Origin of the sequence: Oceanicaulis sp. UBA6590 (assembly GCF_002433705.1) — a bacterium.
Classification (GTDB): domain Bacteria; phylum Pseudomonadota; class Alphaproteobacteria; order Caulobacterales; family Maricaulaceae; genus Oceanicaulis.
Genome location: NZ_DJIQ01000045.1, coordinates 52,845 through 64,603 on the forward strand (window position 1 = coordinate 52,845; position 11,759 = coordinate 64,603).

The 11,759-nt window shown below is 62.6% G+C and carries 13 protein-coding genes; 8 read left to right on the forward strand and 5 right to left on the reverse strand.

Translation table 11 applies throughout. The annotated features are described in order from the left end of the window. The first annotated feature begins 6 nt into the window (after window positions 1–6). From B2Z70_RS10130 to B2Z70_RS10140, 3 genes are all read left to right on the forward strand, one after another. Window positions 7–573: a hypothetical protein gene (locus B2Z70_RS10130; protein WP_292982999.1), complete on the forward strand. Its 567-nt coding sequence runs from the start codon at window positions 7–9 to the stop codon at window positions 571–573. A gap of 126 nt (window positions 574–699) precedes the next feature. Next, a complete protein-coding gene (gene mdh / locus B2Z70_RS10135) occupies window positions 700–1,668 on the forward strand; it encodes a malate dehydrogenase (protein WP_009802265.1) in 969 nt (322 codons plus the stop codon). Window positions 1,669–1,779: 111 nt separating this feature from the next. Next, window positions 1,780–2,805 carry an aspartate-semialdehyde dehydrogenase gene (locus B2Z70_RS10140; RefSeq protein ID WP_292983001.1) on the forward strand — a complete coding sequence of 342 codons (1,026 nt, stop codon included), beginning with the start codon at window positions 1,780–1,782 and terminating at the stop codon, window positions 2,803–2,805. Between the two features lie 184 nt (window positions 2,806–2,989). Here the strand turns inward: B2Z70_RS10140 and B2Z70_RS10145 are convergent, their stop codons facing one another. From B2Z70_RS10145 to gshB, 4 genes are all read right to left on the reverse strand, one after another. After that, a complete protein-coding gene (locus B2Z70_RS10145) occupies window positions 2,990–3,142 on the reverse strand; it encodes a hypothetical protein (RefSeq protein ID WP_292983003.1) in 153 nt (50 codons plus the stop codon). A 118-nt stretch (window positions 3,143–3,260) separates the two neighbouring features. Next, on the reverse strand, window positions 3,261–4,337 hold the full coding sequence (locus B2Z70_RS10150; protein WP_292983005.1) for a hypothetical protein: 1,077 nt from the start codon (window positions 4,335–4,337) through the stop codon (window positions 3,261–3,263). Window positions 4,338–4,350: 13 nt separating this feature from the next. Beyond that, window positions 4,351–5,103 carry a hypothetical protein gene (locus B2Z70_RS10155; protein ID WP_292983007.1) on the reverse strand — a complete coding sequence of 251 codons (753 nt, stop codon included), beginning with the start codon at window positions 5,101–5,103 and terminating at the stop codon, window positions 4,351–4,353. Window positions 5,104–5,110: 7 nt separating this feature from the next. Beyond that, window positions 5,111–6,055 carry a glutathione synthase gene (gshB, locus tag B2Z70_RS10160; protein ID WP_292983009.1) on the reverse strand — a complete coding sequence of 315 codons (945 nt, stop codon included), beginning with the start codon at window positions 6,053–6,055 and terminating at the stop codon, window positions 5,111–5,113. Window positions 6,056–6,373: 318 nt separating this feature from the next. Here gshB and ffh point away from each other — a divergent pair, with 318 nt between their 5' ends. The 4 genes from ffh (at window position 6,374) to B2Z70_RS10180 (ending at window position 10,028) form a co-directional block, all read left to right on the forward strand. Beyond that, on the forward strand, window positions 6,374–7,921 hold the full coding sequence (gene ffh, locus B2Z70_RS10165; RefSeq protein WP_292983011.1) for a signal recognition particle protein: 1,548 nt from the start codon (window positions 6,374–6,376) through the stop codon (window positions 7,919–7,921). 18 nt (window positions 7,922–7,939) lie between these two features. Then, a complete protein-coding gene (gene rpsP / locus B2Z70_RS10170) occupies window positions 7,940–8,362 on the forward strand; it encodes a 30S ribosomal protein S16 (protein WP_292983013.1) in 423 nt (140 codons plus the stop codon). Window positions 8,363–8,529: 167 nt separating this feature from the next. Continuing rightward, on the forward strand, window positions 8,530–9,777 hold the full coding sequence (locus tag B2Z70_RS10175; RefSeq protein WP_292983015.1) for a Y-family DNA polymerase: 1,248 nt from the start codon (window positions 8,530–8,532) through the stop codon (window positions 9,775–9,777). Further along, complete coding sequence (locus tag B2Z70_RS10180; RefSeq protein ID WP_292983017.1) at window positions 9,777–10,028, forward strand: hypothetical protein; 252 nt, start codon at window positions 9,777–9,779, stop codon at window positions 10,026–10,028. Before B2Z70_RS10175 ends, B2Z70_RS10180 begins: the two co-directional genes overlap by 1 nt. Here the strand turns inward: B2Z70_RS10180 and B2Z70_RS10185 are convergent. Next, entirely contained in the window at window positions 10,025–10,855 is an 831-nt protein-coding gene (locus B2Z70_RS10185) for a phospholipase A2 family protein (protein ID WP_292983019.1), read from the reverse strand. The two genes, B2Z70_RS10180 and B2Z70_RS10185, sit on opposite strands and share 4 nt — an antisense overlap. Before the next feature lie 185 nt (window positions 10,856–11,040). On the opposite strand from B2Z70_RS10185, the gene rimM reads away from it, so the two are divergent. Continuing rightward, window positions 11,041–11,571 (forward strand): ribosome maturation factor RimM, encoded by a 531-nt coding sequence (gene rimM / locus B2Z70_RS10190; protein WP_292983021.1) that lies wholly within the window; start codon window positions 11,041–11,043, stop codon window positions 11,569–11,571. Window positions 11,572–11,759 lie beyond the last annotated feature (188 nt).

Here is an 11,759-nt window from a genome sequence, read left to right on the forward strand (position 1 = left end):
CGCACCATGATCCGCATCACACTTGGCCTCACCGCCCTCGTGCTCGCGAGCGGCTGTTCGCCCGCCAGCAACACGGTCGCCGCTGAACCTGCAGCCAACGCGGCGTCAGTTGCGAGCGGATTCGAGATCGCCATGAGCTATGACGCCAGCGGCTATTACCTGCCCAATGGCGGTCTTTCGGCCCATGGCTGGACGGTGGATCATCTGTTCATTGGCCACAGCACCGATTTCGAGTTCTGGCGCGAGGCGGGGTCGGCGCCTGATGAAATCCCGGTCTGGCTGAGCCTGAACCCGGTCGAGGGCGAAACCGCCACGAACGAGCTGGGGCAGACCTATTATCTTGATGCGCGACGCATCCGGCCTGACAGCCTGATCCTCACCGATGGCGCTTTCGAGTTCCGCACCCGGGATGACGCGCTGGGAGACATCCTGATCTCGGGCATGATCCAGCCTGAATACCTGCACACGCCCGGTGAAATCCCCCATAGCGATGCGGCGGCGCTGGCGGTCGGAGTACAGATGGGCGGCGAGCGCATCCGCAACGCCAGTTTCATGCACTGGCTGGGCGACTGACAGAGCTCAGAGCGGTCTTCTCCCTTCTGCGCATTGCACTTCTGCGCCGAGGGGCGTAAATCAGGCCCACCTGTCTTCGCGCCTGCATCAAAGGCGCGCCCCCTCGTAAGCTTGAGGAGTATTTCCATGGCTCGCAAAAAGATCGCCCTTATCGGCGCCGGCATGATCGGCGGCACCCTGGCTCACATCGCTGCTCGTGAGGAGCTGGGCGATGTGGTCCTGATGGACCTCAATGAAGGCACCGCCAAGGGCAAGGCGCTGGATCTGTGCGAAGCCAGCCCCGTCTTCGGCAAGGACAGCCATCTGACGGGCGGTTCGGTGGAAGACTATTCCGCCATTGAAGGCGCGGATGTGTGCATCGTCACCGCCGGCGTGCCGCGCAAGCCGGGCATGTCCCGCGACGACCTTCTGGAAATCAACCTCAAGGTCATGAAGTCGGTCGGCGAAGGCATCAAGAAGTTCGCCCCGAACGCCTTCGTGATCTGCATCACCAACCCGCTGGACGCCATGGTCTGGGCGCTGCGCGAATTTTCCGGCCTGCCCCACAACAAGGTGGTCGGCATGGCGGGCGTTCTGGACGCTGCGCGCTTCCGCTGGTTCCTGGCCGAAGAGTTCAACGTGTCGGTCGAAGACGTCACCGCCTTCGTGATGGGCGGCCATGGCGACACCATGGTGCCGCTGACCCGTTACTCCACCGTCGCCGGCATTCCGGTGCCGGACATGGTGAAAATGGGCTGGTCGTCTGACGAGAAGATCGACGCCATCGTCGACCGCACCCGCAAGGGCGGCGGCGAGATCGTCGGCCTTCTGGGCAATGGCTCGGCCTTCTACGCCCCGGCGGAAAGCGCCATCGCCATGGCCAAATCCTATCTCAACGACAAGAAGCGCATCCTGCCCTGCGCGGCGCACCTGACCGGCCAGTTCGGCGTGGACGGCCTGTATGTGGGCGTGCCGATCCAGATCGGCGCCAATGGCGTGGAGAAGGTCGTCGAGATCGAGCTGAACAAGGACGAACAGGCCATGTTCGACCATTCGGTCGATTCCGTGAAGGGCCTCGTGGAAGCGTGCAAGAAGATTGATCCCAGCCTGGCCTAAAGGTCTGGTCGATCCGGTGTGAAAACCCCCGGGGCCAGACCGGCCCCGGGGGTTTTTCTTTGTCTGAGCCTGCGTCATTGTGCAGAGCAATATCATCTGAAGGAGAGATCCATGGGTCTCAACGTCGCCGTTCTGGGCGCCACGGGCGCTGTCGGTCAGGAAATGCTGACCATCCTCGAGGAACGCCTCTTCCCCGCCGAAACCGTCTATGCGCTCGCGAGCCGCAAATCCGTGGGCCGCGAAGTCTCCTATGGCGACAAGACCCTGACCATCAAGGATGCGGACACGTTTGACTATTCCACTGTCGACATCGTGCTGATGAGCGCGGGCGGAGATCTGTCGCGCGAGATGTCGCCGAAGATCGCCAAGGCCGGCGCGCTTGTCATCGACAATTCCAGCGCCTGGCGCATGGACCCGGACGTGCCGCTGGTCGTGCCCGAAGTGAACCCGGACACGCTCAATGAGCGGCCGAAGAAGAACATCATCGCCAACCCCAATTGCTCCACCATCCAGACCGTGGTGGCGCTGAAACCCATCCATGATGCGGCGGGCATTCTGCGGGCGAACTGTTCCACCTATCAGTCCACCTCCGGCGGCGGCCGCGAGGCCATGGACGAGCTGTGGAACCAGACCAAGGCGATCTACGTCAACGACCCGATCGAACCGGAAGTCTTCCCCAAGCAGATCGCCTTCAACGTCATTCCGAAAATCGACGTCTTCATGGAGGACGGCGCGACCAAGGAAGAGTGGAAGATGACGGTCGAGACCAAGAAAATCCTCGACCCCAAGATCAAGCTCTTCGCCACCTGCGCCCGCGTGCCGGTGTTTGTCGGCCATTGCGTCGCCGCGCATCTGGAGCTGGAGAAGGAACTCTCCGCCGAGGATGCCCGCAACCTGCTGCGCGAAGCGCCGGGCCTGATGGTGATCGACCGCGCGGATGAGGACGAACCGCAATTCGTCACCCCGGTGGAAAGCGTCGGTGAATTCGCCACCTTCGTCAGCCGCATCCGCAACGACCCCACGGTCGAGAACGGTCTCGCCATGTGGATCGTGTCGGACAATCTGCGCAAGGGCGCCGCGCTCAACGCCGTCCAGATCGCCGAAGTGGTGGTCAACAAGGGCTGGCTGAAGAAATAGGGCTGCAATTCCCCTCTCCCCTCAGAAAGGGGAGAGGGACGCTCACCCAGCCTTGGGTTTCACGTTCTGAAAAACACTCACGTCTCGGCCTTCGGGCTTGACCCGGAGGCCCATGGGTCCCCGGATCAAGTCCGAGGACCGTGAAAATCCAGCCGGACACGTCGTCCGATGACAGGGAAGAGACTTATCCGGCGTCTGACGGCGCGCCGTCTTCGGTCAGGCTGGCGCCGGGAAGCTCAGGCGTCACGGCGATCTGGCGGCCCATGAACAGGCCCGCCGCAATCACCAGCGCCGCCCCCACAAGCACCCCCGCGAGAAATGTCAGCCCGTATTTCATGATCCCCTCCTGATCCTTAGCCGGGAGAGCATGACGACAGCTCGCGACGCCCCGCAAGCCGCTTTCTACCGCACCAGCGACAGCGCCTGATCAAGACTCGGAGAGTTTGTCTTTGAAGCTAGCGCTCATCGAGGGGACGATTGAGAAGGCTTCTGACCCGATCAAGACTTAGATCTGTGTCGGTCGTCTCGCCCTTCGTCAAAAGCGGAAATGCACGTCCACTTGTGAAGAGGTCCAGCGTCCCATCCGAACGCACATCAAACTGGAGATAGGCGTTTCGGGCATACCGGCCTCTGGCGCTTAACGTCACGCCTATGCTTCTCCGAGGGGTTTCGGGATTATACTCCCTGCCACATCCCACATAATCGACCTGGTCTTCAAGCAGAGACGATATCCGCTCAATTACATAAATGCGGTCCAGGGTGCTTACACCATCCGAAGGACGAGAGAACCGACAAAGCAAATCATCGCGTAGCGACACTTCTGGCATGACAAATACTGCTTCCAGATAGCTGTCGTTCTCACCCTTCAAGACTGTTTCCTGGAACTCAAAGCCATCATCCGACAGCACAGCCTGGACCCTGATTACAGCGATCGCTTCGGAGAGATACTGCTCAAGAGTCTGAGGAAACGGGGCTACGGCCTCTCCTGTCTGCACCTTGTCGCGGACATAGTTCAGCCAGAGATCGTCTGCGCCTGAGATGGCCTCAAACCCGTAGGAATAAGCATGAGGGCCAAAAACCAGATACTCGGCCCGACCAAGGACGAATTCCGGTCGTATTAAACAGTCTGTCCCGTCAAAGACGTCCGTACCGACCGTCCAAAAATGTGCTGTGGAATGGCCATAAAAATTCTCTGTTCGGGGTCTGTTTGGAGGATCCCCCAGCGGCCTGACAAAGCTCGCCATACCAGCTGCGAGCCAGTCACCTCCATTGTTCCAGTATTCCTGAGAATTCGTTGATGTTTCAGATGGGCGAATTCGCGAAGGACCTCGGCCCTTCAGGTATTCGATCACCTCAAACTCATAGCGCCCGTCTTCTGCTTGCACAGCGCGGGCCCATGCGATCCACGACGCATCCTCGATTGCTTCGTCAGCAGAATAATACGTTTCCTGAAAAGGGATCGAGCAAGCCATAGCGGATGATGCGGAAAGCGCCGCCATCAGCAATGCCAAGGCCATTCGTAACCGCATCATTTCACCTTCCCTCTTACCGCACCTTGGACAGCGCCAGATCGCGCGCCGCGCGCAGCTCGGGATCGGCGGTGTTTTCCAGCACGAAATGATCCACGGACAGATCAAGGTCCAGCGCACGGATGGCGGCTGATTGCGCTTCCCACTGGCCGCCCACGGGCCAGCCGCAACCCTCGGACGGGAAGGCGGAGACGCGCAGGGGGAGCGAGCCCGTCAGGCAGGCATAGGCTTCAAACGGGTTCTCGATCGCTTCGGGCACATGGATCGGGCTGATCGGCACGCCGTCATAAATCTCGCCGCGATCCTCGGTACCGTTCATGATGGCGTAGTCGCGTTCGGTCAGAAGCGTCGCCCAGACCCGCACCGAGCCGCCAGGGCGCTCCACCAGCGTGGCCGGGATCGAGCCATAGACGGCGATGCGGTTGGCATAGGCGACCACATGATCGGGCACATGGATCTGGATCACCGGAATGGCGACGTCGTCCAGATGGTCGCGGAATTTGCGGCGTAATTGCGCGGGCGCGGCGTTCGAGCCCACCGCCGCCACGGCGTGATAGGCGCCGCGTTCAAACTCCGAAAGACGCTGTTCGCCCAGCGCTTTCGCCATCTTGATAGGTCCCTTGGCGTGATCAATGATCCAGTCGCCGAACCCGCCCTGGGTCTGCATCAAGGGCCAGGTCGCGCCGTCCAGAAAGATGAAGGGCGTTTGCGGGCGCGGGAAGGGATAGCTCAGCGCCCATTGCAAATGCAGGGTGTCGGTATCGATCATGTCGCGCCTACCCCCGCTTGGCTTCGACCCAGTCAATCAGCAGCGCAGACACATCCACGCCGGAGAAGCGGCGCAATTCCTGAATGCCGGTAGGGGAGGTGACGTTGATCTCGGTGAGGTAGTCTCCGATCACGTCAATGCCCACAAAGACAAGGCCACGACGCTTCAGCTCCGGCCCGATGATGCGGCAGATCTCGAGATCGCGCTCGGTGAGGTCGGACTGTATGGCCTTGCCGCCCACATGCATGTTGGCGCGCACTTCGCCCTCGGCGGGCACGCGGTTGATCGCGCCCACGGGCTCGCCATCCACCAGGATCACCCGCTTGTCGCCATTCCTGACATCGGGAACAAAGGCCTGGGCCATCAGCGGGTCGCGGCTCGTCTGCCCGAACAGCTCCACCAGCGAGGCGATATTCTCGGCGCTGTCGCGGATGCGGAACACGCCCGCCCCGCCATTGCCGAACAGCGGCTTGACGATGATGTCGCGATCATGGCGCTCGAAGAAGTCGCGGATCTCCGCTTCCGAGCTGGTGATCAGGGTCGGCGGCATCACGCCTTCAAACGTCGTCACGAACAGTTTTTCGGGCGTATCGCGCACATGGCGCGGATCATTGACCACCAGCACCTCGGGCATGAGATGCTCAAGGATGTGGGTGGTGGTGATGTAGCTCATGTCGAAGGGCGGATCCTGACGCAGGAAGACCGCATCCACCGTGTGCAGGTCCAGCACTTCAGGCTCGGCCAGGGTGACATGCTCGCCCTGCACCCGCTGCAGCGTCTTCACCCGCTGCGCCGTCGCACGGACCTTGCCGTTCTCCAGGCTGAGATGTTTGGGCTCATACACCCAGATCTCATGGCCGCGCCCAAAGGCCTCCAGCGCAATGTCAAAGGTGGAGTCCGCGTTGACATTGACGGCGGTGATGGGATCCATCTGGAAAGCAATCGTCAGCATGGGAAGCCTTTCGGGCAGAGGCGGGATCAATGCGCTGACAGGTAGGGGATGGCGGGGGAGAATGGAAGTCGGCAAGCCCCACAAACCCGCTTTCCCTTGACTCTTCCCCGCCTCCCGCGTAAACGCCCACGCTTCACGCAAGCGTCTCTCCGCTTGCCTTACCCGCACACGGCGTCCTGCATAGATCAGGAGTGAACGCCTGGAGGCGGGCGAGGTCCCCCGCTCGACGAAGGCTCGTCCAGTGGGGCGGTTGCGGCGTGCGCGTTTGACACACACCTTCTTGGGTGTGACCAGAAGCGGACCAGGGCAGGCGAACACATGTTCGACTCACTTTCAGAACGGCTTTCCGGCGTCTTTGACAGCCTGACCGGGCGCGGCGCGCTCTCGGAAAAGGATGTGGACGCCGCGCTGCGCGAAATCCGCGTGGCGCTCTTGGAGGCCGACGTCGCCCTGCCGGCGGTGAAGGATTTCACTGCGAAGGTCCGCGAGAAGGCGATCGGCGAAGAGGTCATCCGCTCGGTCAGCCCCGGCCAGCAGGTCATCAAGATCGTCCATGACGGCCTTGTGGAGCTGTTGGGCGGCGAGGGCGAACCCGAGGGGCTCAACCTCACCGGCGAACCGCCTGTGGCGATCCTGATGGCGGGTCTTCAGGGCTCGGGCAAGACCACCACCACCGCCAAGCTCGCCAAGCGCATTTCCGAGCGCGAGAAGAAGAAAGTCCTCGTCGCCTCGCTCGACACCCGCCGTCCGGCGGCGATGGAGCAATTGGCGCAGATGGCCGAGAAGGCCGGCGTCGCCTGCCTGCCTATCGTGGCGGGCCAGTCCGCGGTGGAGATCGCCAAGCGCGCCATGAGCGCGGGTCGCCTTCAGGGCTATGACGTGGTGATCCTGGATACTGCGGGCCGCACCTCCATCGATGAAGAGATGATGGGCGAGGCCGCCAAGATCGCCGAAGTGGCGCGGCCGCGTGAAACCCTTCTGGTGGCGGACTCCCTGACCGGTCAGGATGCGGTGGAGACCGCCAAGCGCTTTGACGAGCGTCTGAAGCTGACCGGCCTTGTGCTGACCCGGATGGATGGCGATGGCCGCGGCGGCGCCGCGCTGTCCATGCGCTGGGTCACCGGCCTGCCGATCAAGTTCCTGGGCGTCTCTGAAAAGGTTGATGGCCTTGACGCCTTTGACGCCAAGCGCCTCGCCGGCCGCATTCTGGGGCGCGGCGACATCGTCTCGCTGGTGGAGAAAGCCGCCGCCGAGGTCGATCACGAGAAAGCCGAACGCCTCGCCAAGAAGATGGCCAAGGGCAAGTTCGATCTCGACGACATGGCCGACCAGCTGCGCCAGCTTCAGAAAATGGGCGGCGTTGCAGGGCTGATGGGCTTCCTGCCGGGCATGAACAAGGCGGCGAAGGCCCAGATGGCCAATGCCGGCTTTGACGACAAGATGCTCAAGCGCCAGGAAGCGATCATCCTGTCGATGACCAAGGAAGAGCGCGCCAAACCGGATCTGCTCAAGGCCAGCCGCAAGCGCCGTATTGCGCTCGGCTCGGGCGTTGAGGTGCCGGAGGTGAACAAGCTCTTGAAAATGCACCGCCAGATGGCGGACATGATGAAGAAGATGGGCAAGAAGGGCAAAAAAGGGGGTTTCCCCGGCATGCCCGGAATGCCGGGTATGGGCGGCGGCATGGCCGGCATGGGTGGCGGCATGCCTCCAGGGCTTGGCGATGCGGCGTCCGATCTTCTCAAGGGACAAGCGCCCAAGGGCGCAGACCTGCCGGGGCTGGGCGGCCCAGGCAAACAGGGCCTGCCAGGCATTGGCGGACCCCTGGGGCCGGATGGCCTACCGCTCGGCCTCTCGAAGAAAAAATGACCTTAAAGGACCACAACCATGTCTGTTAAAATTCGTCTCGCCCGCGGCGGCGCCAAGAAGCGTCCGTACTACCGCATCGTCGTCACCGATTCCCGCATGCCGCGCGATGGCCGCTTCATCGAGAAGATCGGCCACTACAACCCGATGCTGCCGAAAGACCACGAGAACCGCATCTCCGTGGACACCGAGAAAGCCGCCGAGTGGATCAAGAAGGGCGCCCAGCCGTCTGACCGCGTCGCGCGCTTCCTGAAAGACGCTGGCGTCTATGAATGGACCCACGGCAACAACCCGAAAAAGGGCGAGCCTGGCGAGAAAGCCAAAGAGCGCGCGGCTGAACGCGCTGAAAAAGAAGAAGCCAAGAAGGCGGCTGAAGCTGAAGCCGCTGCGGCTCCGGCTGAAGACGCCCCGGCCGAAGAAGCTGCTGAAGAAGCGTCTGAATAAGACCTTTTGCTTCCGGCATTTGATCAACCCCGCCGTGGAAACGCGGCGGGGTTTTTCACATCTGGAGTCAGGGATTCACGCCGCGATCTGACTCTTCCCGCTTTCCCGGTGAACGCATTTGTTCTAGTTTTGTTCTGTAGCGGACAGCCGCCTGCGGAACATGAACCATGCGCAAGCCAGAGACCATCGAGCAGCTCTATCTCGACTTTGACAGCTTCTTTGCGAGCGTCGAGCAATACGCCGATCCGCGCCTGCGGGGCCGCCCGGTCGGGGTGATCCCCATGCAGGGCGCGCGCAATACCTGCATCATCGCCGCCTCCAAGGAAGCCAAGGCGAAAGGCGCAAGCTCGGTGATGACCGTGCGCGAAGCCCGCGAGGCGGTGCCCGACATGATCCTGGTGGATCAGAAGCCCGATCTTTATCGCCGCATGCACGCTTTGATGGTCGCCGAGATCCGGGCCGTGCTGCCCATTGGCGCGGTGAAATCCATTGACGAGCTGACCTGCCCGCTCGACGGGCGGGCCATCGCCGATCCTGAAGGCGTTTCGAACGCGATCAAGGCGCGCATTGCGGCGCAGACCGACGGCGTCGTCACCTGCTCGATCGGCATGGCGCCCAATCGCTTTCTCGCCAAGATGGCCTGCAAGCTGGGCAAACCCGACGGCCTGACCATCTGGCCGCCCGAGGATTTGCCGGGGCCCTTGCTCAAACGTCCGCTCGACGAAGCGCCGGGCATTGGCTCCTCCATGCGCAAGCGCCTTCTGAAGGCGGGCGTGGCGGACATGAAGGCGCTCTGGGCGCTGCAGCCCAAGCAGATGCGCGCCCTGTGGCGCAATGTGGCGGGCGAGCGCTTCTGGTACGCCCTGCACGGCTATGCGGTCCAGGCCGAGCCCGCCAAGCGGCGCATGTATGGCCATGGCCGCGTCCTGCCGCCCAGCCACCGCACCTGGCCCAGCGCCTATGACTGCGCGCGATTGCTGACGGTGAAGGCCGCCCGCCGCATGCGTCGGGACGGCCGCACCGCCGGGCGCATGGGCCTGTGGCTGCGCCATATCGAGGGCGGGTGGAGCGGGGAATTGCCCCTGCACAGCGCCCGCACCGATCGCGATTGCCTCAAGGCGCTCGACACGCTGTGGGCCGCCGCCCAGCGGGCGGACCCGCGCGCGCGCCCCATGCGGGCCGGCATGTATCTGGCCGATCTTGATGATCCCGGCGTCACCCAGACCGACTGGCTGATTGACGACAAGCCCGAGGATCGCGCCCGCCGCAACGCCCTGCAGGACGCCATCGACTCCATCAATAGCCGCTACGCCAAGTCGCTGGTGACCCAGGGCGTCTGGACCCCGCCGCCCGGCGGCTATGCCGGCGGCAAGATCGCTTTCACACGCATTCCCTATGCCGAGGACTTCTGGTGATGACCTGGAAAACCGAACTGCGCCTTGACGATCTCGACCCGCACAGCCGGCTCGAGGCCTTTTGCACCGCCTGCAGCGCGGCGCGCTATTACACCGTGCAGGAATTGCTGGCCCGGCGCGCGCTGGCCCACGCCCATCTCGATGAAGTGGAAACCGCGCTGAAATGCGCCCAGCCCGGCTGCCGCGCCCCCGTCACGCTTTACGAGGTGAGCGCGGGCGAGACCGAAGCCTTTCAGGGCGGCATGCCCTAGGGGGTGATCCGCTTGACCGTGTTACAGCCATTCACCGACATGCGCTCCAGATTGACGGCCTCAAGATCGCCGCGAGAGCTGACCATGCGCTCTTCAAAATGGTCAAAATGGCAGGTGAAGCTGGCCTGCAGGGCTTCGATCGGGACCGCATTGCAGGTGCCCGGCGTTTCGGGAAACCCTGTCAGCATCCGCGACAGGGCGGTGAAGGCGGCGGTCTCCAGCGAGTATCGCAGCCCGCTCACCTCACCGATGGATCGGGTATCAAGGCGCTCATCAAGCGCACGCTGGGCGTCATCATTGCCAAAGAAGGCCAGGATCGTATCGGTATTGTTCTGCGCCTGAAGCCGCTCATAGGCTTCCGTTTCGGCATCCGTGCGCTCCAGACGGGCGCGGTTCTCCAGACCCCGCCCGAAGGCGAACTTGGTGTGAAAGGGCGTCTGGATTTCATGAGCGAGGTTGATGCAGGCATCCTCTTCATCACTGGTCCTGGCGAACAGACCTTCGGGCGCAGAGGCTGCAGAGAAATAGCTCAGAGCGCCCACCATCGCGTAATCACAGCCGGGATGGTCGCGGCCATGGGTTTCATAACAGACGTCATGGGCGCGGCAGATGGCGTCAATGCCGTCCACCGGAACCAGCGTGTTGAGTACCTCAAGCTGAAGCGCCGGGTCCTCACTGACCCGCTCCGGAACCCCCGGACCGCAGAAATTGCCGTAATGATAGGCGCGGCCTTCCTCGGGGAAGGCATACTGACTGGTCAGGGACGCGGTTTCACAGCCGCTCAAGGCCACAAGACCTGCAAGACTTACAACCAGAGCCCTATTCATTACCCAACGCCCCCTCACCCTGACGGATACGAACGTCCTTTTGAGGAGGCGAGCCAACGCATAAAGACGCTCGAAGTCATTACATCAAAACTTTCAAATCTCCACTAAGACAGAGGCCGCGCGCAGCGCCCATCTTGAGCCTTGGGCCATCTTTGGGCACAGAGAGCGCAGAAAAGGATCCCGCCATGCCCGCACCCAAAGAAGAGCTTGTCGTCATCGCCGCTGTCGCGGGCGCCCACGGGGTGCGCGGGGACGCCAAGCTCAAGCCGTTCGGCGACGCCAGCCAGGTCTGCAGCTATGGCCCCTTCCTCGATAAATCGGGCAATGTGATCCTGACCCCGACCCAGGCCAAACCCGGCCCCAATGGCACGGTGATCGTCCGGTTGAAGGAACGCCTCACCCGCGAGCAGGTGCAGGCCATGAAGGGCACGCTCCTGCATGTGCCCCACAGCGCCCTGCCCGAGCTTGACGAGGACGAGTTCTATTATTCCGACCTCATCGGCCTCGACGTGGAGAACCTTGAGGGCGAGACGCTGGGCAAGATCAAGTCGGTGCAGGATTTCGGCGCGGGCGATCTTCTGGAAATCTCCGGCCCGGACGGGGTCTGGTTCCTGCCCTTCACCAGAGACGCCGCTCCCCATGTGGACCTGAAAGCCGGCAAGCTCGTCGCCAATCCGCCCGAGGTGATCGAGGGCGATGAAAAGGATGGCGAATAGCTTCTGAAACCCAGGCCAGGCGCAGCGCAGAGCCGGGGCCTCATGCAGGGTGAGGCGCTTCACCCGGAAAAGGTCCCGGGTCTTCGCAGTGCTCGCCCGGCAATTCATCTGCCATCTCGAGACATCGTCATTCCGGGCTTGACCCGGGGCCCATGCACCAACAACCCCGCGCGCCAACGCAGGGGAAA